At 41.9% G+C, this 20810-nt stretch carries 21 protein-coding genes; 1 reads left to right on the top strand and 20 read right to left on the bottom strand.

Annotated features, from left to right (window positions below; genetic code table 11):
- Nucleotides 1–106: 106 nt before the first annotated feature.
- On the top strand, nucleotides 107–1117 hold the full coding sequence (locus QM867_RS01945; RefSeq protein ID WP_371607959.1) for a YeiH family protein: 1011 nt from the start codon (nucleotides 107–109) through the stop codon (nucleotides 1115–1117).
- A 28-nt stretch (nucleotides 1118–1145) separates the two neighbouring features.
- Here QM867_RS01945 and QM867_RS01940 read toward each other — a convergent pair whose 3' ends face one another.
- From QM867_RS01940 to QM867_RS01845, 20 genes are all read right to left on the bottom strand, one after another.
- Nucleotides 1146–1583 (bottom strand): CoA-binding protein, encoded by a 438-nt coding sequence (locus QM867_RS01940; RefSeq protein ID WP_414273054.1) that lies wholly within the window; start codon nucleotides 1581–1583, stop codon nucleotides 1146–1148.
- Between the two features lie 121 nt (nucleotides 1584–1704).
- A complete protein-coding gene (locus QM867_RS01935) occupies nucleotides 1705–2673 on the bottom strand; it encodes a ribose-phosphate diphosphokinase (protein WP_075231173.1) in 969 nt (322 codons plus the stop codon).
- Nucleotides 2674–2889: 216 nt separating this feature from the next.
- The gene (locus QM867_RS01930; protein ID WP_414273053.1) at nucleotides 2890–3384 is read right to left on the bottom strand and encodes a beta-class carbonic anhydrase; all 495 of its coding nucleotides are present in this window, start codon (nucleotides 3382–3384) and stop codon (nucleotides 2890–2892) included.
- A gap of 159 nt (nucleotides 3385–3543) precedes the next feature.
- Nucleotides 3544–4239 carry a TIGR00266 family protein gene (locus QM867_RS01925; RefSeq protein ID WP_000672726.1) on the bottom strand — a complete coding sequence of 232 codons (696 nt, stop codon included), beginning with the start codon at nucleotides 4237–4239 and terminating at the stop codon, nucleotides 3544–3546.
- A 52-nt stretch (nucleotides 4240–4291) separates the two neighbouring features.
- A complete protein-coding gene (radA, locus tag QM867_RS01920; protein ID WP_414315113.1) occupies nucleotides 4292–5671 on the bottom strand; it encodes a DNA repair protein RadA in 1380 nt (459 codons plus the stop codon).
- 13 nt (nucleotides 5672–5684) lie between these two features.
- The gene (locus tag QM867_RS01915) at nucleotides 5685–6251 is read right to left on the bottom strand and encodes a histidine phosphatase family protein (RefSeq protein WP_414315045.1); all 567 of its coding nucleotides are present in this window, start codon (nucleotides 6249–6251) and stop codon (nucleotides 5685–5687) included.
- Nucleotides 6202–6645, bottom strand: coding sequence for a dUTP diphosphatase (locus QM867_RS01910; RefSeq protein ID WP_414276227.1), 444 nt, complete (start codon nucleotides 6643–6645; stop codon nucleotides 6202–6204). The genes QM867_RS01915 and QM867_RS01910 overlap by 50 nt, the downstream gene beginning before the upstream one ends.
- Before the next feature lie 394 nt (nucleotides 6646–7039).
- Nucleotides 7040–8026: an N-acetylmuramoyl-L-alanine amidase gene (locus QM867_RS01905; protein ID WP_414315044.1), complete on the bottom strand. Its 987-nt coding sequence runs from the start codon at nucleotides 8024–8026 to the stop codon at nucleotides 7040–7042.
- A gap of 3 nt (nucleotides 8027–8029) precedes the next feature.
- Complete coding sequence (locus QM867_RS01900; RefSeq protein ID WP_414315043.1) at nucleotides 8030–8260, bottom strand: phage holin; 231 nt, start codon at nucleotides 8258–8260, stop codon at nucleotides 8030–8032.
- 14 nt (nucleotides 8261–8274) lie between these two features.
- The gene (locus QM867_RS01895) at nucleotides 8275–8553 is read right to left on the bottom strand and encodes a hypothetical protein (RefSeq protein ID WP_006154951.1); all 279 of its coding nucleotides are present in this window, start codon (nucleotides 8551–8553) and stop codon (nucleotides 8275–8277) included.
- An 8-nt stretch (nucleotides 8554–8561) separates the two neighbouring features.
- Nucleotides 8562–9173 carry a hypothetical protein gene (locus QM867_RS01890; RefSeq protein WP_414315042.1) on the bottom strand — a complete coding sequence of 204 codons (612 nt, stop codon included), beginning with the start codon at nucleotides 9171–9173 and terminating at the stop codon, nucleotides 8562–8564.
- A 4-nt stretch (nucleotides 9174–9177) separates the two neighbouring features.
- Nucleotides 9178–9339, bottom strand: a complete 162-nt coding sequence (locus tag QM867_RS01885) for a hypothetical protein (RefSeq protein WP_414315041.1) — start codon at nucleotides 9337–9339, stop codon at nucleotides 9178–9180.
- Nucleotides 9336–14912: a phage tail spike protein gene (locus QM867_RS01880; protein WP_414315040.1), complete on the bottom strand. Its 5577-nt coding sequence runs from the start codon at nucleotides 14910–14912 to the stop codon at nucleotides 9336–9338. Before QM867_RS01880 ends, QM867_RS01885 begins: the two co-directional genes overlap by 4 nt.
- Nucleotides 14909–15700, bottom strand: a complete 792-nt coding sequence (locus QM867_RS01875; protein WP_414315039.1) for a distal tail protein Dit — start codon at nucleotides 15698–15700, stop codon at nucleotides 14909–14911. The genes QM867_RS01880 and QM867_RS01875 overlap by 4 nt, the downstream gene beginning before the upstream one ends.
- A gap of 13 nt (nucleotides 15701–15713) precedes the next feature.
- Entirely contained in the window at nucleotides 15714–18746 is a 3033-nt protein-coding gene (locus QM867_RS01870; protein ID WP_414315038.1) for a hypothetical protein, read from the bottom strand.
- Nucleotides 18746–19057, bottom strand: a complete 312-nt coding sequence (locus QM867_RS01865) for a hypothetical protein (protein ID WP_414315037.1) — start codon at nucleotides 19055–19057, stop codon at nucleotides 18746–18748. The genes QM867_RS01870 and QM867_RS01865 overlap by 1 nt, the downstream gene beginning before the upstream one ends.
- Nucleotides 19058–19122: 65 nt before the next feature.
- On the bottom strand, nucleotides 19123–19464 hold the full coding sequence (locus tag QM867_RS01860; RefSeq protein WP_414315036.1) for a tail assembly chaperone: 342 nt from the start codon (nucleotides 19462–19464) through the stop codon (nucleotides 19123–19125).
- 67 nt (nucleotides 19465–19531) lie between these two features.
- A complete protein-coding gene (locus tag QM867_RS01855; RefSeq protein ID WP_414315035.1) occupies nucleotides 19532–20077 on the bottom strand; it encodes a phage major tail protein, TP901-1 family in 546 nt (181 codons plus the stop codon).
- Nucleotides 20078–20461, bottom strand: a complete 384-nt coding sequence (locus tag QM867_RS01850) for a hypothetical protein (protein WP_414315034.1) — start codon at nucleotides 20459–20461, stop codon at nucleotides 20078–20080.
- Complete coding sequence (locus QM867_RS01845) at nucleotides 20458–20808, bottom strand: hypothetical protein (RefSeq protein WP_414315033.1); 351 nt, start codon at nucleotides 20806–20808, stop codon at nucleotides 20458–20460. The genes QM867_RS01850 and QM867_RS01845 overlap by 4 nt, the downstream gene beginning before the upstream one ends.
- Nucleotides 20809–20810: the final 2 nt, after the last annotated feature.

Here is a 20810-nt window from a genome sequence, read left to right as displayed (position 1 = left end):
CTCTCTGACCGCAAAATTACATCCAGAATTAGCCTTCCAAAGGCTTTCTATTTACTTTTTTCCGAGATAAGATTATAATAAGGAGTATTTATTTTCGGAGGTTTTTATGTCATTTCTATCAAAAAATTGGGCAGGACTGTTAGCCTGTCTGATCATTTCTATCATCTCTTGGGTTTTAGGAGGCTTTCTGCCTGTTGTAGGAGCTCCTGTTTTTGCCATCTTTATTGGCATGATTCTCCACCCATTTCTCACTTCCTATAAACAACTAGATGCTGGTTTGACTTACAGCTCCAAGAAATTGCTTCAGTATGCTGTTATCTTGCTTGGGTTTGGACTCAATATCTCTCAAGTTTTTGCAGTAGGAAAATCTTCCCTTCCTGTCATTCTATCTACCATTTCTATAGCCTTGATTGTAGCTTATCTTTTCCAACGCTTTTTTGATTTAGATACAAAACTAGCTACCTTGATCGGTGTTGGTTCCTCTATCTGTGGAGGTTCTGCCATTGCAGCGACAGCTCCCGTCATCCATGCCAAGGAAAAAGAAGTCGCCCAATCCATCTCTGTTATCTTTTTCTTCAATGTCTTAGCAGCGCTTATTTTCCCAACCCTAGGAACCTGGCTTCACCTATCAAATGAGGGCTTCTCCCTCTTTGCAGGTACTGCGGTCAATGATACTTCCTCTGTAACAGCCACTGCCAGCGCCTGGGATAGTCTTTACCACACAAACACTCTTGAGTCTGCTACTATCGTCAAATTGACCCGTACCCTAGCTATTATCCCTATCACTCTCTTCCTCTCTTACTGGCAAAGTCATCAACGAGGCAACAACCAAGGAGTAAAACTTAAAAAAATCTTCCCTGTTTTCATTCTCTACTTCATCCTAGCTTCCCTGCTAACCACCATCCTTACTTCCTTCGGTGTCAGCAGTAGCTTCTTTGCACCTCTCAAACAACTATCTAAATTCCTTATCATCATGGCCATGAGCGCTATCGGTCTCAAAACCAATCTCATTGCTATGATTAAGTCCAGCGGTAAATCCATTCTTCTTGGTGCCTTCTGCTGGATTGCCATCATCCTGACTAGCCTGGGTATGCAAACACTCATCGGTATTTTCTAAGACAAAAGGTAGCCCGCAAGCTACCTTTTTATTGTTCAAGAATTAAGCGTGTATGTTCTCTCTTAATACAACGGTTCATCACGATATCATTGCAACCTCCAGCACACAAGATTTCTTCCGCTTCTAGACTTTCAAGTCCTAGTTGCGCCCAGAAAATCTTAGCATCAGCCTTGAGAAAATCTCGTGCCACATCTGGTAGAAACTCACTACGACGATAGACATTAACGATATCTACAGGAAAAGGAATCTCAGCTAGGCTGGCATAAGCCTTTTCTCCCAAGATTTCACCACCTGCAGCCTTGGGGTTTACTGGTATGATTTTATAGCCACGAGCCTGCATTTCCTTTGTCACTCGATTGCTAGTTGTTTCTTCACGATCAGACAAGCCCACTACTGCTAGAGTCTTACTAGTTGCTAGATACTGACGAATCACACCATCACTTGGATTGATAAATTCTTGAGTCATAAAAATCCTCCTTTTTCATCAGTATAGCATATTTTGAAAGGGTTTGCAGAATTCTGCTACCAAAAAACTCCCAACAAGGTCTATCACTTTGTTAGGAGTTTTGTCTTATCCAATGAATTCGTTAGATTTTTTTCTCAATACTAAATAATGGAGATAGAGGACGTTTTTCGTGGATACGGACGATAGCATCCGCAAGAAGGTGAGCAATAGAGATTTGCTCAATCTTATCAATCAAACGTTCTTCTGGTAAGTAGATGGTATCCAAAACAACTAATTTTTTAATCGCTGATTTCTGGATATTGTCCATAGCAGGCCCTGAAAGAACTGGGTGCGTACAGCTTGCGTAAACTTCGACAGCACCAGCTTCTGCAAGAGCATCCGCCGCATGGCAAATAGTTCCAGCTGTATCGATCATATCGTCAATCAAAATACAAGTCTTACCTTCTACCTTACCAATGATGTTCATCACTTCACTGGTATTCATCTTGTCCACGCTACGACGTTTATCAATAATGGCAATCGGAGTTTTCAAAAACTCTGCCAATTTACGAGCACGAGTCACCCCACCATGGTCCGGACTGACAACCACATAGTCAGAACCAACCATGCCACGACGCTCAAAGTAGTCTGCAATTAAAGGAGCACCCATCAAGTGATCGACAGGAATATCAAAAAATCCCTGAATCTGTGCAGCATGCAAGTCAATCGTCAACAAACGATCCACTCCAGCCACTTCAAGCATATTTGCCACAAGTTTTGAAGTGATTGGCTCACGCGCTCTCGCCTTTCTATCCTGACGTGCATAGCCATAGTAAGGCATAACAACGTTGACAGATTCTGCACTGGCGCGTTTCAAAGCATCTACCATAATCAAAATTTCTAGCAGATTGTCATTTACAGGTGAGCTAGTTGATTGTAGGATAAAGACGTGTTTCCCACGGATCGATTCTTCGATATTAACTTGAATTTCTCCATCTGAAAATTGACGTACAGTCGATTTTCCCAACTCTATCCCAATCTCTTGCGCCACACGCTCTGCCAATTCTCTATTTGAAGAAAGGGCAAACAGCTTTAAATCAGAAAAAGACATGATTTCCTCCAGTATTTATGTATCACTTGTGTTTTTTCACAACATTTTTCCAACTACCATTGTAGCGCTTTTTTCTTGATTTTTCAATAAAAAATAAGACAATAGTAGACATTTATACCCTTGCCTTGTGCTCATTTATATTCCTTATATTCAAGCTGAAATGTGACAACTTAGACATTCTATCTCATGGGAAGATAGGAACTCAAAAAGGAAACGTTAGTAGACCTCTCTCATACTACCTGTATCCACATCATAAACAGCCCCTGAAATAACCACATCATCTGGAATCAATGGGTATTCTCGAAGTAACTGCATATCCTCACGAACACTCTCCTCAACATCTTGAAAGGGAAGAAAATCTTGACCCGAGACATCAACCCCTAATTCTGTTTTTAAATGTTCTTGAAACTCTTCGTTTTGAAATGTCTGAGCACCACAGTCTGTATGGTGAAGAACCACAATCTCTCTTGTTCCCATTTGTTGCTGGGAAATCACAAGCGAGCGAATCATATCCTCCGTCACTCGACCACCCGCATTCCGCAAAATATGAGCATCTCCCAGAGCCAACCCCAAAGCTTGTGCAACGTGCAGACGTGAGTCCATACAAGTCACAATGGCTACTCTTGTTTTTGGCTTGATTGGCAGATTTAACTGCCCATGCAGGGCAACATAAGCCTGATTGGCTTGCATAAACTGTTCAAAATACGACATGACAACACACTTTCTTACTTTTAAGATAATTTGAACACCAAATTATTTATATCCTATCTTACCATCTTTTCTTTGTCTTGTCAGTTGTCAACCTTCATATAAAAAAACTGGGACAGAGACATCCAGCTTCTAGCTTGGGCTTCTGTCCTAGTTTTATTTTTATGAACCTTTTTGGATATACTTATTGAGCGATCCTGCAAAGCTCTGAAGATTGAGACTTTGTACGTAGACCTCACCAGTTCCTCGGAAGGTATTCACCACTCCTTCGCCTGTACCAATAGACTGCCAGAAGCTATTTTCTAAGTGGATATTATAGTCCAAAGATTGACTCCAAGCCACCACATGGGCATTGTCAATGGTTATTTCTTGGTTTTGTAGCTCAATTTTCTTGATAGAGCCAAAAGCATTGGCCAAGAGAGTTCCCTGACCTTGGGTAGTCATCACAAAGAGACCTCCTTGCCCTCCGAACAGAGCTTTACCAATAGACTGACTCTCCATAGTATAGGAAGCTGTACCATCAAGAGCTAGAAAAGCCCCATCATTCAGTCGATATTGTTTTTCACCTAGTTCAAGAGCAATCACTTGACCGGGAGTATCTGGTGCTAAAGCAAGGTTGCCGTTGTCAGACTCTGCAACTGCTTGAGTAATGAAGGTGCTTTCGCCAGAAACCATTGAACGTCCTACAGCTTTGACAAAACGTCCCAAACCAGAACCGCTGGCATTGAGCTGGGTATTGAGGCTTACGTTAGGCGTGTGGTAGACCATACTACCTCGCTGGATATAGACGGTTTCTCCTTGATTGAGTGACAACTCTACCAAAGGAAATTGCATATGACTGTCCATAGAAAATTTCATCAGAAATTCCTCCTTGTTTTTAATAAATATTGGCTATAAAGTGTTTTGCAATCTAAAACTGAGTAAGACTATTAGGAAATACTTTCTTCAAGACTTCTCCAATAGTGGTCACTCCGATCACCTGAATTTCTTTAGGTGGTTTGATTCCAGTTAAAGAATTCTTTGGTACATAGATTTTTGTAAATCCAAGTTTTGCTGCTTCATTGATGCGCTGCTCGATACGATTCACACGCCGAATCTCTCCAGTCAAGCCCAACTCTCCCACAAAACATTCCTGAGGGTTGGTTGGTTTATCCTTGTAACTCGAAGCAATGGCAACCGCAACAGCCAAGTCAATGGCAGGCTCATCCAATTTGACACCACCAGCTGATTTGAGATAGGCATCCTGATTTTGCAAGAGAAGCCCTGCACGTTTCTCCAAAACAGCCATAATCAGACTAGCACGATTGAAATCAAGGCCTGTTGTAGTCCGCTTGGCATTACCAAACATAGTCGGTGTTACCAAGGCTTGAACCTCCGCAAGAATAGGACGGGTTCCTTCCATGGTCACAACGATTGATGAGCCAGTCGCTCCATCCAAACGTTCTTCTAGGAAAACTTGACTAGGATTGAGCACCTCAACCAAGCCACCTGACTGCATCTCAAAAATCCCAATTTCATTTGTCGAACCAAAACGGTTTTTGACCGCCCTCAAGATACGGAAGGTATGGTGGCGTTCCCCTTCAAAGTAAAGCACCGTATCCACCATATGCTCCAACATACGAGGTCCCGCCAAGGTTCCTTCCTTGGTCACATGACCGACAATAAAGATAGCAATGTTATTAGTTTTGGCCAGCTGCATGAGCTCAGCTGTCACCTCACGTACCTGAGACACAGATCCTTGAACTCCAGAAATCTCAGGAGACATGATGGTCTGGATAGAGTCGATGATGAGAAAATCTGGCTGGATGCGCTCCACCTCTGCCCGCACGCTCTGCATATTAGTCTCTGCATAGAGATAAAATTCGCTATCAATATCTCCCAAGCGCTCCGCTCGTAACTTGATTTGCTGGGCAGACTCCTCCCCGCTGACGTAAAGAACAGTTCCTACTTGAGACAGCTGGGTTGAGACTTGTAAGAGCAGGGTTGATTTCCCAATCCCAGGATCCCCACCGATAAGGACAAGACTTCCTGGTACCACTCCTCCACCAAGAACTCGGTTAAACTCCTCCATCTCAGTCTTGGTTCGATTGACATTGATGGAGGTCACTTCAGCCAGTTTCATGGGCTTGGTTTTCTCACCTGTTAAGGACACACGCGCATTCTTGACTTCTGTAACCTCAACTTCCTCAACAAAAGAAGACCAAGACCCACAGTTTGGACAACGTCCTAGATATTTAGGGGAATTATACCCACAATTTTGACATATAAATGTCGCTTTTTTCTTTGCGATGATAAACCTCTTTCTAAATCTCTATCTCACACTCAATCACTTGGCAAAAATCAATGGTTTCATTCGGTACAAATTGACGCATGAGCATGCGATGGGCTACAACTACCACAGTTTGATGTTCCCGATACTTAGCCATGCATTCTAGAAAACGAGACTTCATCTCTACAGCTGTCTCATATTGAACAGGACTATTAGGAGGTAAGAATCCATTATTTCCTAGAAACAGAGTACGAGCTTTTTCAAAATTCTCTACGCCACTTTCATAGACTTGCCATTCATGCAATAATGGCTCCACTCTCAAAGGAAGTCCAGTAGCACAAGCCACATAGCTAGCAGTCTCTAAAGCTCTTGTGACTGCAGAAGAAACTAGTAGATCAGCTGAGTGTAGCAAAGAATTTTTGCTCAGTTCCTGAGCTTGCTGCCATCCCTTCTCAGACAAGGGTGCCAAATCTATCCCGAATCCAGTATAGGAACGCTCCTCTAACTCACGGTAATCTGGCTCTCCATGACGTACAAAGATAATCTTCATTCTAGTGCCCTGTCGATCCAAATCCACCAGTTCGAACACCCTCAGCCACATCTCCATCTGCGATTAAGAAAGGCGCAAAGACAGCCTGGACCACACGTTCCCCAACTTCAAGAACAACCTCTTGGTCTGTGATATTCTTCATCTGTGCAAAAATATGCCCTTCATTCCCAGGATTTCCATAATAATCCCCATCAATGACACCAACCGAGTTAATCAAGACCAAGCCCTTCTTACGAGGATTTGAAGAGCGATCATAGAGATAAAGAACCTCAGTCGGCTGCATATAAGCCTTAACCCCTGTCGGAACCAATACAATCTCTCCTGGAGCAATAACCGTACGCACAGCAACCTTTAAGTCATAACCAGCCGCATGCGCTGTCTCACGCTTCGGCAACAAATTTTTATCTGTAAAAGTCGAAACCAATTCAAAACCACGGATTTTCATAATTTTCTCTTTTCTATTATCATTTATTCTAGATTATTCTATCTTATTTATTCGGAAAAAGCACGAAAAAAAGAGCACACAACAGTTATAGGCGATACTATAATTTACACTGTTTCACAATACGTTGAAATTTAGAGCGTTAAAGCGAGGGTAAAGTTGATTTTCTACATCGTTTTACAGAGGTTTACGACATTTTTGCCCCTTTTTTGCCCCTCACTTTTTTCAAAACTTCAGAACAAAATAAAGATATTCAAGCGAAAAAGAGTGCTCCTAACCCTCTATCTATAAAGGATTTTCAGGGACTTCAAGCGATTATCAAGCGTATTTCAGGCCAAACAAAAAACCGCAAGCTACTGCCTGCGGTCTAGTGTACTATATTTTTGTCTTGCTGTTTTTATTTTGTGGTGATTAAGCCATCAGGCTCAATCGTAAATTCTGGTTTGTCTGCCATTGTTCCGTCTGATTTAAGGTAGTACCAACCTGTACCATCTGCTGATTTGATGAACTGCTTGGATTTCATATCTCCATCCTTAGCATCGAGATAATACCAGTGTTCCTTGTACTTGACCCAACCAGTGGCCATAGCACCAGTTTCTTTGAAGTAGTACCACTTGTTACTGACAAGTACCCAACCAGTTGCCATAGCGCCGTTTGGTAACAAGTAATACCAGTACCCGTCCGAATGCTTGTGCCATGCGTTTGCTTTCATGTAGCCGTTACTATCGAAGTAATACCAGACATTATTGATCTTCTGCCATTTATTCGTTGGATAAGAACCATCTGCATTGACATACCACCAGCCAGTCGCATTTTTCTTCCAGCCCTCTTGATTGCCTTCTTTTGCAAGCATTTCTTGAACAGTTGAACCGAGTGACTGATAGTGCTTGATTTTAGCAATCACATAGTCACGCAAGCTGTCATTGTATCCGCCGTGCAATTCAAGGGAACGAGCAGGGCATGATGTGCTAGAAAATTCATTGTGAAACTTGATGTTTGAATAGTTCGGAGTATCACCGTAGTAAGCCATGTCCTCGGCCATTTGGCGCAATACCATGTTTTCGTTTTCGATAAACTCGGCATCTGATGCGCTGAGTTGCTGACAGACTTCATAACTGATAGAGTTCATGTTAGCATCGTAGTTAGCAGCAGACCACGAACCATTGTATGTGTCTTCGACTCGCACAATTGCATCTCTTGTGATGTAGTAATGAGCAAAACCAAGTTCAGACTGACCATTGTCATATCGTTCTTGGAGCCATTCGATATAGGCCTTTGCACTTTTTGAACCAGCATCATTATGTAAAACATAATACTTTGGTCGCTCAGTTGGTCGGGAGCCTGAAATCCCATTAAAAATTGTATGGTTAATGATTTCTACCATAGTCTAGTCCTCGCTTGGTTCGTAATATTCTAGCGCACGTTTGCTGTCCGAAATCCCTGCTGTGGTTGGGTCATTCACGACACCAATCAATACCAGGATGTAAACGAATGTGTTCACACCGTCTTGGATATTTTTTGGAATTTCAAGACCTAATTGTTGAGACATCAAAAAGATTGCCCCCAAAAGAGCAATAAGTGTTGCTTTATTTTGCAAACGCAATTTCCAGTTAATCATGTTCATTTCTCCTTTTATTGTTTATTTTGAATTAAATTTTTAAGCTCTCTTACGTCTTCACCAAGTGATTTCACTTGCTCAGCTAGTACTAAGATAGCCTTATTCTGTTCATCGTGGTTATCGAGCCGTTTGTTGGCTGATGTCTTGAATTCGTTCAGATTTTCGATATCTTTCTCTAAAATCGTAAGACGATTCTCTTGTTTGGTTGCTTTATCTTTCATCGAAAAATAAAGACCAATCACAGGGATAAGGGTGATGAAGATCTGTACGAGAAATCGTTCATATCCTGGCATATACACCTCTACTCTTTCCCTTCAAATTTCCAAGCGACACCCGTTCCGTTTTGCTCCAGGGAACCATTTGTCACAAATGCGCTGACAGGCTCGCCGTTGTAGGTAAACTCCTTATTAAGCTGGACCAAGATGCGTTTTCCTTCGCCATTGACCTCTACGTGCTCAGGGTCTTCAATCGTGATTAGATCGTGTGGCAAGTAGCTCTTTCCGACCTCGGCTAAAGGAATCAACTCAATCAATTCCTTGTAAGTTGTTCCGTATTCGATGTTCTTGCTCATGACAGAGTTCAACACAAGAACATGGATGACCTTCTGATTCACCTTCGAATTCTCTTCAGTCTGTTTGATAAGCGCAGAGAGTCGGTCCTGCTCGCTCTTGTTTTGCTCAATCTTCTGCTCAGCTTGTTCAAGCTGCGCTTGTGCTTTGACGATTGCTGCTCCTGGATCAAGCTCAGCACGAATGATACTCTTAACTGCTTCAATCAATTCTTCATCTGACTTAGCCGTCTGATCCCCTTGCAATTCACGAGCAAAGATTGTATAAGGCGATTCACGATGAATCACGACTTCTGTTGTATCAAATTTCAAATATTTACTTCTTACTGTATATTCTGTCGCCATTTTCTTATTCTCCTACTGTTCCTTCTTGTTGTTGGTTCTTCAACTCTTCAAGTTGTTTTTCTAGTGCTTCACGTTTTTGTACTTCTTCCAGATACAATGCCTGGAAGGTTGATCTCTCTAGCGTGAGCCGTGCTACGTCCTGTGCGATAATTTCTAATGCATTCATGCTAATTTCCTTTCTAGTGTCTCAATTCTCTGAGACAATTCCTGAATCGCCTTAAGGGCGATAGTAGTTAATCTGAGATTGTCCAGATTCAGCGTGTCTCCATTCTCATAGACGAGTGTAGGGTCTATCTCTTGAACCTCTTGGGCAATCAATCCAATCTTCGTGTGTTCTTGTTGTGGTCTATCCTCTTGCTTCTTCCAGTCGTATTCCTTGAACTGTAATTGCTGGATATAATCAAGAGCCTTGTGATTGCAATCAACGATGTTTTCTTTCAAACGTCTGTCTGAAAAATGCTGCTTGACAACTGACCACAAGCTGTATGCTGTGCCATTGTAACTATAGTAGATATCATTTCCTGATCCACCAAAATCAAGAGAGACATTTTCTGAATTCCAGAGTCCAATAGTTGCAGTGGTTTGACCGTTGACGCTTCCTTTCCCAGTCTTCATCCAACCGATTCCATTCGCATTAATGTAACCTTCAACGGTTAGAAGGAACTCATTACTTGTTTCTACAGTTCCACCTACTGTAAAATCCGAATCTTTGTAAATGAAAAGGCCGTAAGGGACATTCTCACCACGACCATAGGATCCAATGAACTGTACTCCCAAGCCATCTTTGGCATTGTAATCACGAGGTACATTGATTTGTAGACCGCCATTCACCGTATCAAACGAACCATAAGAGCCTAGTTGAATTTTAGTGTGCCCGGTTAAGGTTCCGCCGTAAATATTTGTACCTCGAATAGTACCACCGTAAATCCTGTCTCCCTTGAGAGTACCTGTCACGATTTGAGAAGCATCTATTGTTACGGCATTCAAGGCATTTACAAACGCTCTACTTGCTACTAATTTGCTAGTGATAATCTCGTTTGAGACCAATCTATTAGCGAGAGCCTCGTTAAATACCAGCTTATCAGCTGTGATAGAATTCGTTCGTATAACATCCGCATTCAGAGTCGCAAACGTACCTTCGCCAACGAACAATCGCTTGAAGTAACCTTGAATAGCCGTCAATTCATCTAGCAAGGTCTTGCCCTTCAATCGAATCTTTTCAGCTTCAATCAAGATTTGATTATTGGTCGCATTGATTTGAGAAACGATTGAGCCTGCGCTTGTCAGATTCTGAACAGACCACGATCCTTGAAGCAAGGTCATCTGTGTTCGAATTGCTTCAAGCTTCGCATTCGCATCTGCGACTGCATCTTCTGGAGCTGGTTGCCAGAGTCGATCATTTGAGCCTTCATAAAAATCAAGTTCAGTCATGAATAGACCGCCCCATTTATCAGGATTGCTCCGATCGTACTCAAATTGAAGATAACCTTCGTCATAATCTTCAATATTTAATTTGAATGATTTCTTGATTGTTTTTGAACTGTTAAAAACAGGACCATCTACCCACAGAGGTCTACCATCAAAGACAAGCTGTTTCTCTTCAAAATCTGATGTTACTCCTTTTCTTCGCTTGCAAAAATAAATCTTTAAATATTTTGAATTGTTATCAAAACCTAAAATGTTCAATGTGTAATCAGCACTACGCTTGACAATGAAGCGTGGACTTTTAACAATCGCGCCTGGTCTTAATTCAAACATACGCTTTTGACCGTTAAAATAAAATGAATGGGCTGTGAATCCTAATCTTCCATCTGCTTCTATCCAGTATTTCAATCCGTCATCTGCTCGTGAATTTCGGAGCATATTCGGTCCACCTTGAAATGAATACTTACTCACCTCAACCTGAAACAGCTGATTGGTCATAGCCATACGAGCAACCTTATCCGCAATTCCATTTTCAGTATTGCCTAGAATACGCTCATAGAGCTGGCTGGTTTCTTTGACTCGCTGGAAGTCAGTAGTCTCTACTTTTCGTGCTAGTTGATTGGTCACATTCGCAAATTGACTATCAGCATTTGCTTTGTTTGCAGAGACCTGATCAGATATTCTACCCATTTGTCGTTCAGCATTATCCTTGTTTGTAGCGACCTGAGTCTTTAAATTTGAAATCTGATTATCTGTGCCTTGTTTGTTACTGTTTATCCGATTTGAAAGATTTGAAATCTGAGTAGTGGTTCCTTGCTCACTGCTTGTAAGTCTATTTGATAGACCACTGATTTGACCGCCAACATCTTGCTTATAAGTAGTTATCTGACTTGAAATATCCGTGAACTTACCATCTACAGATTGACGATAGCTAGCGATTTGACTAGCGATTTCTTTATTCGCACTAGTTTTAACAGCTTCAATCTTCTGATTGATACCCTTCACATCTTCTTGATACGTCGCTTTGCCTACATAGTCCTTCGTTACCAGCTCACGTACAGCCGTTGCTTGTTTTGAGCTTTCCTCACGAGCATAGCGCTGCAATGCTTCTTGGCGCTGACCGTCTTTATTGACATATTCCTGAATAGCTGATAAGTCGGTTCGCAAGCCCTGAGCTGTCCGCTCAAAAGTAGCTTTAGCTTCTGTGATAAGACCGTCAGTGTCCTCAGGCGCAGGCTTCGGAGACGTAGCAATAGTTCCTTCTTCTAACTGTGGATCTCGAATATAAACTACATCACCAACTTGCCATCCGTTTGCGTAAAAAACGCATGAATAAAATCGATTGAATGCTACTTTGAAGGTGTTAGTAATTCGCGTCCATTCTGTTGATACAGGTACATTTTTCTTTAATCCACCTGCTTCGAATCCCATGTCGTAGAAGGTGATCGGCCGACTAGATTTCATATCCCAAGACCAAGTCATATCCTTGCCTTGAAATTCATCAGGCCTCAAATCGAAAAAGACCTTATGGAATCCACCGTTACCAGCTTTTGTACAAGTAGCCTTCAGCATGTATCCACTCTTAGCAAACTGATCTTCTACTCGTTCGAATTTCCAACCGGAAACAGCGATATTAAGAGGTAATAATCCGTTCCAGTCGTAATTACGAATAAAGTTCCTGCCACCGACTCTTAAATTTGAAAATTCTTCACGCAGTTTACCAGCTGCAGCTGTAACCAGAGTCTTATCTGCCTTGTCCTTTGTTGCGTTCAGAATTTCCTGACGAATCGAGCCAGCTTGCACTTCAAATTCAGCCATGCTCAATTTCTGGTCCAGCTTATTCTGCGTGCTTGTTTCCAAACTCTTCACGGACTGCCTGATATTCTCAGCAGTCACATTTAGTGAGCTGATATCCGCTTTGGTTCTAAGACCTTCAGTTAGACGGCTCACACCAGCGTCTAGTGCATCAGCGCGCTGCCTGAAGTTAGATTCAACGGTTGAGACACGGTCTTCCTGGTCTTCATACGCTGGTTGATAGGCTGGGAAATAATTGCCAACCGATAACATAGCGTTCTCAATGACGACTTGGAGACCAGCCGGGAAGCCAAAATTTGTACCAAAACGGATAAAGACATTGTTAGTCTGATAGGTTTCAGAAGAGCTAGACAAGTCAATTGTGAACTCAAAATGTTGACGTTCGGTAGTCCCACCTTTAAACGTGAGTTTATAGCCATACCACGGATGGGCGCTAAAGTGAACATTGGCTTGTGTATCACTTGTTAAGGCAACAGGGAAAGTCACGTCGAAAGATAAGCGGACATAATCTCGCTTGAACCTATCATTATTCTTCCAAAAATCAGGAACGATGAATGTTCGATAGTCGTATGTCGCTTGATCTCCTGTCGTGAACGTTCTTAAACGTGAATTCCTGAAGTAATTTCGTGAACTACCAGACTGCACACTAGCCAGCTTACTCGCCAGTTCCTCGGCTGTCTGTGTGAGTTCTGACTTGCTTGCCTTACCGTTCGCCAAATTAGTCAGCTCTGCCAGTCTACGCGTCGTCGTCTCTTCATACGTCGCTTGCGCTGACTTCACACCGGCCAGTTCATTCTTGGTTCGGTTAAGTGCTTCAACTTGCTTAGCAATCTCAGCTGTAACCTGTTCTTGCTTCGGTCGAATATCGTTTGCGATAGTTCGTTTCAAGACATCCAAGTCACCTGACAAAGCCGTCTGAGCGCTCGTAGACTGCGACTTAAACGCTTCAAGTCTAGCGATGGAATCCAGACCAATCCGCTTGGCTTCCTGTGCAAGCAGGGTACTTGCACCAGATGATTGTAGTATTTCATCAATCTTCTTTTTATTTTGCTCATTTACTGACTGGAAAGTTTTATCAAAGTTAGCTATCTCTTCTGATATCCGTTTTGTTAACAACTCTTTATCGTAAGAACGCAATATTTCATCCCAAACTTCTCCTGTCCAACGGAGCATAATTTTATGCCCTTCATGTTCAGGATCTGGTTTAAACCAAATATCATTGATAAGAACTTTGCCAGGATATTTTACAGTAGGATCTTCAGCACCGTACCAGTTGTTGTTGAAGCCATCGGGGCTTGGCAAAAAATCTGGTAATTTTTGTACAAAGTCCGAAAATTCATTTGATACAAAATCATCTACAACCTTTTCAGCTATAGTCTGAGCCTTTGCTTCGTTGCTTTCGCCAATCCTATCTCCTAACTTAATGTCGCTTGACTGGTCATTCAAACGGTTAAAAGTGATTTCAAAAATGCGGGTGTCATAATCTAGCTTCTTGTCATGTCTGACTACTCGGATAGTGTCACCGACTTTTGCACCTCGCACATACACGCTTGAGGTCTTTAGGGTCAGCTGTGGTCTAGCAGCATCTACTAAAGCTTTATAGGTTCGCTCAATCAAAACCTCTGGATTTTCTTCCTCCGCAAACTCCACAAAGCCGATTTTAGGGCGCATAGAGCCATCAGCATTCTTGATGCCATAGAGCTTGGTCATAGCCGGCAGTTCAACGTACTTTTGACCTTTCGGCTTGTTAATTGGTTTCCCACTAGCTGTTGACCAAACCACATCTTCAAAAGTGATTTTTCGGCCGAAGCCGTTTGCTTGTTTTCCAGATTCTTCGGCTGAGCTGACTTGTTCACCTTTGCCCCGACCTACAAGCGCCGTGAAAATGTTGGTTCGTTCGACTTCTTGGAGGATTTGCAGGGCGTTATGGCCATAAACCACACGCTTACCAACCGCTTGACCAATCTTTCGCTTGAAGTCGATGTAACGAGCGCCTATTCGGTTTCCGTTCATTTCAACGAAAAATTGCATCTCTAAGTCCCAGACTTCACACGCTTTCTTGAGTGCATCAAAGACAGAGATATAGTAGAAACTGGTTGAACGTTGAGTGGTTTCTCCAACAAAACGTGCTTGCCAATTGGTGCCCTTTAATAAATCATTTATTACATTTTTTGCAAAAGCATTTTTAGGGCGCTTGTCAAAAACCGGAGATTTTCTCAGCTCTTCAATCCCAGACTGGACACCGATTAACGTTGTTAAATTTTCTGATGATTTTTGCGCGACATAAAAATAGTGGAATGTGTGGGCATCTTCCATGGTCTGGATAGCCATATACTCTACTTTTTCAAGTTCATCATCATTCAGGCTTTTCATTTCGACAGTCAGTCTGTCAGACACATAGCGTTCTTTAGTCAGAGAGTATTTTTGTAGGGCGGTTTTAATAGCTGGTTTTCTGATGATTTTGATCAATTTCTCATCTTTATCAAACAAATAAATCATGCTCTCTCATCCCTCCAAACTACTTTTTTGACACTAGCATTCTTAGCTGTGATAGTATCGCCATTTCTGACAGTAAATTGCTCAAGCGGACTAAACCGCTCAAGCTCGCTAAGGATGCTCCTGCCGTTGTAAGTGGCAGTCACTTCTTCATCTCCAAAAGTCACAACAATGTCTTTTCCAGCTGCATACGAGCCAGAAAAAGATAATACTTTCGTGCCGTTGATGATTTGTACTTGGTTCACTGTTCCAGTCGGTGTGACCGTGATAGATTCAGGCAGGACTTCCAGGGCATCCGACAAAGAAACAAGCCCAGTTGAGTTCTGGGCTGATTTTTTCTTATAGCCATCTGGCACAAGAAGAGTGAACTTGCTGATGATAGACAAGCTTTTTTCTTCGATGGCATCGGCTCCGCTGAAATATCCGTAATAGACATACTCGGGTTCGTCTTTAAAAGTGATTTCGAGGAAGCCGCTACTTGCGTGAGTTCGTAAAATCTTATTTAATTTCGCGAATTTATCACGCATTTTGGAGCTAGCATCAGCTTCGAGCTTGTACTTGATCTCAAGCTGCCGCTCGTCGTCTGAAATATCCTCTACCCAAACACCACGACGGCCGGGGATAGAAGTTGACTTGACCGATTGGCCAAGCAATCCCCTGCCTGTTACCGTCAAATGACGATAGCCCTCAATCAATTGATTGAGAGGCACGCCATTGATGGACATATTGTCACTAGGCTCGAAAGCCGTGGTATTTCCGTCAACTTTCTTCAAACTTCCATAATTGTACATAGCTTTCTCCTTCCTAGTAATGATCCAAAATCAATTCCATTTCTTGGGCGTTCGTGATATCTTCGGTAAATGCGCGATAGGCTGTATTCCCCATTTTGAGCACGATTTCTGCCGTTTGCTGTCCAACAGTTAGTGTACCGCCGTCAAAGGATACAGATGGGTCGTAGGCTGTCAAGCGCCCTAATTCGCCATCTACTGCGCCAAGCTCGCTCTGTAAATTGCCAGCAATGTCTTTCCCTGTAAAAGCGTCGATAGCTCCTTGAGCCATGTTTCCGATCGTTTTCACGACTTGGCCAGCTTTGCTGTTGACACCTATAATAAATCCTTCATCTGTGTAAACACCGAATTGTCTGAAAACTCGGGAAGGCGAATGAATGCCTAAAAGGCCTTTCGCCCAATCAATCGCTCCTTGAACTGCACCCCCCACTGCATCAATCAATGCGCCTGCTGCGCTTGTTACACCATCAACAAAGCCCATAATCAGATTCCTTCCGACGCTAATTGCACTACTGATGAAATTCCTAGCAGCATTCACTGCATTGTCAAAACCATTTCTTACAGCTGAAACGATTCTAGGTCCTGCATTTGTAACCGTACTTACTAGATTGTTCCATCCGTTGGTAACGGTGGATTTGATGTTTTCGATAGCAGTTGAAATGCTTGATTTGATATTTTCCCAAGCACTCGTTACTCCGGACTTAATTTTTTCCAAAACTCCAGTTAAAAACGAAACGATATTGTTCCATATATTCGTGATTGTCTCTTTGGCACTTTCAAGTGCGGTTGAAATCGCCTGTTTAATGCTTTCCCAAGCTGTACTTGCTGCGGATTTTATTCCTTCCCAAATTCCTGACAAGAAAGTCGTAATTGTGTTCCAAATTTCGCTTGTTTTCTCTTGAATTATAGTCCAAGCATTTGAAATAGCTTCTTTAATCAAATCAAAGTTGCCTGTCACTAGCCCTACAATAACTAAAAGAATAGCTGCAAAAACTGCTTTAATAATTTCCCAGGCACTAGACCAAATAGACTGAATGAATTCTAATCCAGTTTGAATGAAAGTCCAAATAGTTGTTAAAGTGGTAATCACGGTTTCAGAAATCGCAGTCCATATAGGACCAACAAATGCCATTATTGTCCCCCAAATGGTGTTCCAAGTTGTTTGAATAGTTGTTAAAGCTGTTTGAATGAATGTAGAGATTGCTTCGATACCTGTTTGAACTGCCAACTTGATGCCTTCCCAAATTGGTGCTAAAAATGTAATAAGAGCATTCCAACCTGTATTCCAAATTGTTCCCAACAACTCAAGTACACTATTAAAAATTTGAACAATTCCATCTAAATATTGTTGAACAACAGACTTTATACCTTCCCAGACTGTACTTGCTACCCCTTTGATAGTTTCCCAAGCTCCCGACCAGTCGCCATCAAGGATTTGCATCACAGCTTTAATAATGCCTAAGATGGCATTGAGAGCTGTTCCAATCACTGTCTTAATGATTCCCCAAACAACCTGTACTCTTGTACAAATTGTATTCCAAACGGCTTCTATAATAGGCGCAAGGGCATTAGTAACGGTTTCAACTACCGTCTTGATAGCGTTCCAAACTTTAGTCGCTACGCTCTCGATTAATTCATGATTTTCAGACCACCAAGAAACAAGCGTGCCCCAAATTTCCGTAACAAAACTAACAGCTTCTTGGATAGCGCTTGTGATTGCAGTTTTAACTGCTTCAAATGCTGAATTGACTTTGTTCCTGAATTCTTCGCTTGTGTTATATACACCCACTAAAATAGCGATTAAACTTGTTATGACCGCAATAACGACTAAAATTGGAGCACCTAGGGCACCAAATGCACTAGCAATAGTACCTAAAATGCCACTCCCGCCTTGTAACGCCGTGAATAACGCTGAAATTTTAGAAACTGCGCCTGATATAAAACCAATAACACTTATTAACTTACCAATACCAGCTACAACTCCACCAATAACAGTCAGAACAGGACCTGCTGACACTAGAATTAGACCAAGCCATTTTTGCCAAGGAGCAAGTGGTAGATTATCCCAAATAGTCCCTAGAACCCGTACTACATTGTCTTTAAACGTAAGAATGGTATCTTTCATGTTCTCCATCAAGGTCTTTATGTCAGCTTCGTTGTTTCCAAGTCCGGCTACTAGATTCTCTGCTGCTGCTTTCATAGCTTGAAACGATCCTGAAACAGTTTCACTTGCTTCTTTAGCAGTCGTCCCAGTGATTCCTAAGCGATCTTGTGTAATACCAATAGCTTCAATCAAAGTATGGAAAGGAATGTCTTTAACATTTTCAGCCGTAGCTTCAAATTCACCGTTTAACACACCTGATTCATTGACGAGTCGTGCCATTTCACTAGCAGTACCACCATAGCCTAGCTTCAAATTGTCCAACATTGTGTAGTTGTCCTTAGCGAACCCCTGGTAAGCATTTTGGATATCTGCCATATTAGTACCCATTTTATTAGCATTATCTGCCATCTGTACCAGAGCCTTATCGGCATATTGAGCAGCTTTTGCAGTGTCGCCTCCTAGACCTTGCAACAAAGTCGCCGAGAAGGATGTGACCTGTTCCATGTATGAATTGGCAGAAACGCCGGCTGTTTTAAATGCTCTATTGGCATTCTCAATGACGTTTGTACCTTCATCAGCCATGGTTTTATAAAGTCTCTGGGCCTCTTCTCGAGTCATTCCGTACTCTTTAGCCAAATTATTCACGCTCGTACCATTTTGCTTAAATAACGTCTGAACACCACCGAGACTTTGCTCAAGATCAGCAAAAGATTTTACAACACCTCCCACTGCTCCAACAACTGGTGTTGTCAGCCCAGCGGTCAAACCTGCGCCTAATTTCATAGCGGACATTCCAACCGTTGACAAACTATTCCCGATTTTTTCAAAACTAGATCCAGTTTGTTGTTTCAAACTTTGGATTGATGTTTGAGCTTCTTTTAAACCTCTAGAAAAATCAGATACATTCGCCTTCAAGATTGCAGTGACGTCGAAATTTACTCCCATTAGTTACCTCCTTTCCCTATTTGATTGAGTCTCCTGTTCTTATCAGCTAGACTCATTTTTTTAGTTTTGACTTGTTTGGCATCTTCTTTTTTGAATATCTTTTCAAACTCGTCTTTATGATTGTAAAAATCTTCAAACGTCTTATAGGCGGAACGGGTGCTTTTCCCTTTTCCTTTTGTCGCTTGCACGGTCTGATTAAACCACGCTTGAATCGCAGCGTTATAGCGTTTGTCCTCTTGTTGTATTAAGTAAGCCATGTTGTATATCTGAAATTCTTCTAACGTAGTTCGTGAAGCCTCTAAAAAGGTCATATCATGCCTTGCTATGAGCAGCGCTATCGCCTCATCATAACTAAAATCTGAACCTTGTTTTTCTCCTACTCGGCTAGGTTCATTGCTTTTTTGAGTAGGGGTGACGCTTTTAACTCTGCCACAATTTCGTTAATTGTCTTGTCGTATTCATCATTGATAATCAAGGTTTCGAGATATTTTTCAATTGCTTCATTACTTGGTTTTTGCGCTTCCGTTACTGTTCCGGCTTTGATAATGTCGACAAAAGCCATTGGATCATTAAGTGCTTGTCCAGCGTTAAACAAGGTCATTGCACCATATCCGGTTTTCATTCCCTCAAGTTCAGCAGAATGAAGTCGATTCATTTCTCGCAAGAATCCAAGGCCAAAGCGTAGTGTGTAATCACGTTCTCCGATTTTTAAAATCATTGTCATTTCTCCTTTTTAGTAAAAAAACAAAGGGCAAATAATTGCCCTTGTAAATGCTACATTATAATTAGACAGGTACTCCTGTACCGTCTGTTTCTTTTTCAAGAGTGTGGTAGTTGTATTGTGCGCTTTCGACTGCTTGCTTTTGCGTTTCTGTCAGCTTGTCAGTATGTAAGATACCGTTTCCGTCAATAGCGATTTCGTATGACAATTCAACCTTATCATCTGCCGGTGCTGACATTTCAAAGTTTTTGAAATAGCCTTGATAGTATTCAACGTCGTACTTATCAACTCCGCCAACCTGTTTCTTGCTTCCAAGGTCAACAACCCAGCACTCAATCTTATCGCCGGCTTTAAACCATTTGCGCATTTCTTTCCACATATTCACTGTGTCGCCGTCTTCGCGATAAGCAAGCGATTTACATTCTCCACTGGTTTCTCCGTCGGAGATTGAGTTAACAACTCCGTCTTTTGTCTTTGTGCTTTCAACTTCCTTCTCTGAGTTGATGGTCAATTCAGATTGAAAACGTACTTTGCCCGCATCTTGTTTTGTGCGGTCAGCGTAGCGTCGGAAAAAAGCAATTACATCTTTCCCTAAAATAAGTTCTGGCATTTATTTCTCCTTTTTAGTGTAATTAAAAGTAAAGTCCAACACGACATGAAGTAACGGTTGGACATCTGTGTTGTCTGGAATAACTTGTTTATCTGTTGATGCATGATTGAAATTATATTCATACCCGTCTTTCAAATGCTTCAACACATTCTCGAGATAGGCTGAAATGTTGTCTATTTTGGCTCTGTGCGCTCGTATTCCGTAAATGTGGACGGTTTGCCTTGCTGTTCCGATTAGGTCATTGTTTGGCGTGTCTGCGCCGTTATTTTCACCGATATAGACAAACGGATATTTTACATCAGCTTCAGGCAAATAATCGTATGTATCAACCCTTGCATCGCTGATTGCAAATATCTTTCTAAACAAATCATGATTCGGTGTCATTTAAATACCCCTTTCATTACATTTGTCATGTCTTGTTGAAATTCCGGTTGAATTCTCTCTAACATCGGGCGAAAGTGAGGCTTACCTGGTTGGAATCGGGTCCCATATTCCTGATAACCATCGTAACCTGCCCCGCCATGAATATGTGCTTCCATTCCTGGATATGATGTTGTGATGTGATCTTTCAAGAATCCAGTATCTTTTGGTGCCAACTCCTGGGCAATCTTTTTGCCTTTTTCACCATTGTTTTTCAAAACCTTCAAAGATTGCTCGACTGCTTTGGGATGTGCATTAAAAATCGTACTTGTTAGCTTCTCTAAGCCGTGCCATTCAATATTTGCACCCATTT

The sequence above is a fragment of the Streptococcus infantis genome (genome assembly GCF_047463635.1).
Taxonomy (GTDB): Bacteria; Bacillota; Bacilli; order Lactobacillales; family Streptococcaceae; genus Streptococcus; species Streptococcus infantis_W.
Note: the sequence above shows the minus strand (reverse complement) of the source record. Positions and strands in the feature narration are given on the sequence as shown.

What these genes read in the sequence shown, in the direction of transcription:
- QM867_RS01945 (WP_371607959.1), top strand. Translation starts at nt 107, where the DNA reads ATGTCATTTCTATCAAAAAATTGGGCAGGACTGTTAGCCTGTCTGATC.
- QM867_RS01940 (WP_414273054.1), bottom strand. Translation starts at nt 1,583, where the DNA reads ATGACTCAAGAATTTATCAATCCAAGTGATGGTGTGATTCGTCAGTAT.
- QM867_RS01935 (WP_075231173.1), bottom strand. Translation starts at nt 2,673, where the DNA reads ATGTCTTTTTCTGATTTAAAGCTGTTTGCCCTTTCTTCAAATAGAGAA.
- QM867_RS01930 (WP_414273053.1), bottom strand. Translation starts at nt 3,384, where the DNA reads ATGTCGTATTTTGAACAGTTTATGCAAGCCAATCAGGCTTATGTTGCC.
- QM867_RS01925 (WP_000672726.1), bottom strand. Translation starts at nt 4,239, where the DNA reads ATGAAATTTTCTATGGACAGTCATATGCAATTTCCTTTGGTAGAGTTG.
- QM867_RS01915 (WP_414315045.1), bottom strand. Translation starts at nt 6,251, where the DNA reads ATGTGGCTGAGGGTGTTCGAACTGGTGGATTTGGATCGACAGGGCACT.
- QM867_RS01910 (WP_414276227.1), bottom strand. Translation starts at nt 6,645, where the DNA reads ATGAAAATCCGTGGTTTTGAATTGGTTTCGACTTTTACAGATAAAAAT.
- QM867_RS01905 (WP_414315044.1), bottom strand. Translation starts at nt 8,026, where the DNA reads ATGGTAGAAATCATTAACCATACAATTTTTAATGGGATTTCAGGCTCC.
- QM867_RS01900 (WP_414315043.1), bottom strand. Translation starts at nt 8,260, where the DNA reads ATGATTAACTGGAAATTGCGTTTGCAAAATAAAGCAACACTTATTGCT.
- QM867_RS01895 (WP_006154951.1), bottom strand. Translation starts at nt 8,553, where the DNA reads ATGCCAGGATATGAACGATTTCTCGTACAGATCTTCATCACCCTTATC.
- QM867_RS01890 (WP_414315042.1), bottom strand. Translation starts at nt 9,173, where the DNA reads ATGGCGACAGAATATACAGTAAGAAGTAAATATTTGAAATTTGATACA.
- QM867_RS01885 (WP_414315041.1), bottom strand. Translation starts at nt 9,339, where the DNA reads ATGAATGCATTAGAAATTATCGCACAGGACGTAGCACGGCTCACGCTA.
- QM867_RS01880 (WP_414315040.1), bottom strand. Translation starts at nt 14,912, where the DNA reads ATGATTTATTTGTTTGATAAAGATGAGAAATTGATCAAAATCATCAGA.
- QM867_RS01875 (WP_414315039.1), bottom strand. Translation starts at nt 15,700, where the DNA reads ATGTACAATTATGGAAGTTTGAAGAAAGTTGACGGAAATACCACGGCT.
- QM867_RS01870 (WP_414315038.1), bottom strand. Translation starts at nt 18,746, where the DNA reads ATGGGAGTAAATTTCGACGTCACTGCAATCTTGAAGGCGAATGTATCT.
- QM867_RS01865 (WP_414315037.1), bottom strand. Translation starts at nt 19,057, where the DNA reads ATGACCTTTTTAGAGGCTTCACGAACTACGTTAGAAGAATTTCAGATA.
- QM867_RS01860 (WP_414315036.1), bottom strand. Translation starts at nt 19,464, where the DNA reads ATGATTTTAAAAATCGGAGAACGTGATTACACACTACGCTTTGGCCTT.
- QM867_RS01855 (WP_414315035.1), bottom strand. Translation starts at nt 20,077, where the DNA reads ATGCCAGAACTTATTTTAGGGAAAGATGTAATTGCTTTTTTCCGACGC.
- QM867_RS01850 (WP_414315034.1), bottom strand. Translation starts at nt 20,461, where the DNA reads ATGACACCGAATCATGATTTGTTTAGAAAGATATTTGCAATCAGCGAT.
- QM867_RS01845 (WP_414315033.1), bottom strand. Translation starts at nt 20,808, where the DNA reads ATGGGTGCAAATATTGAATGGCACGGCTTAGAGAAGCTAACAAGTACG.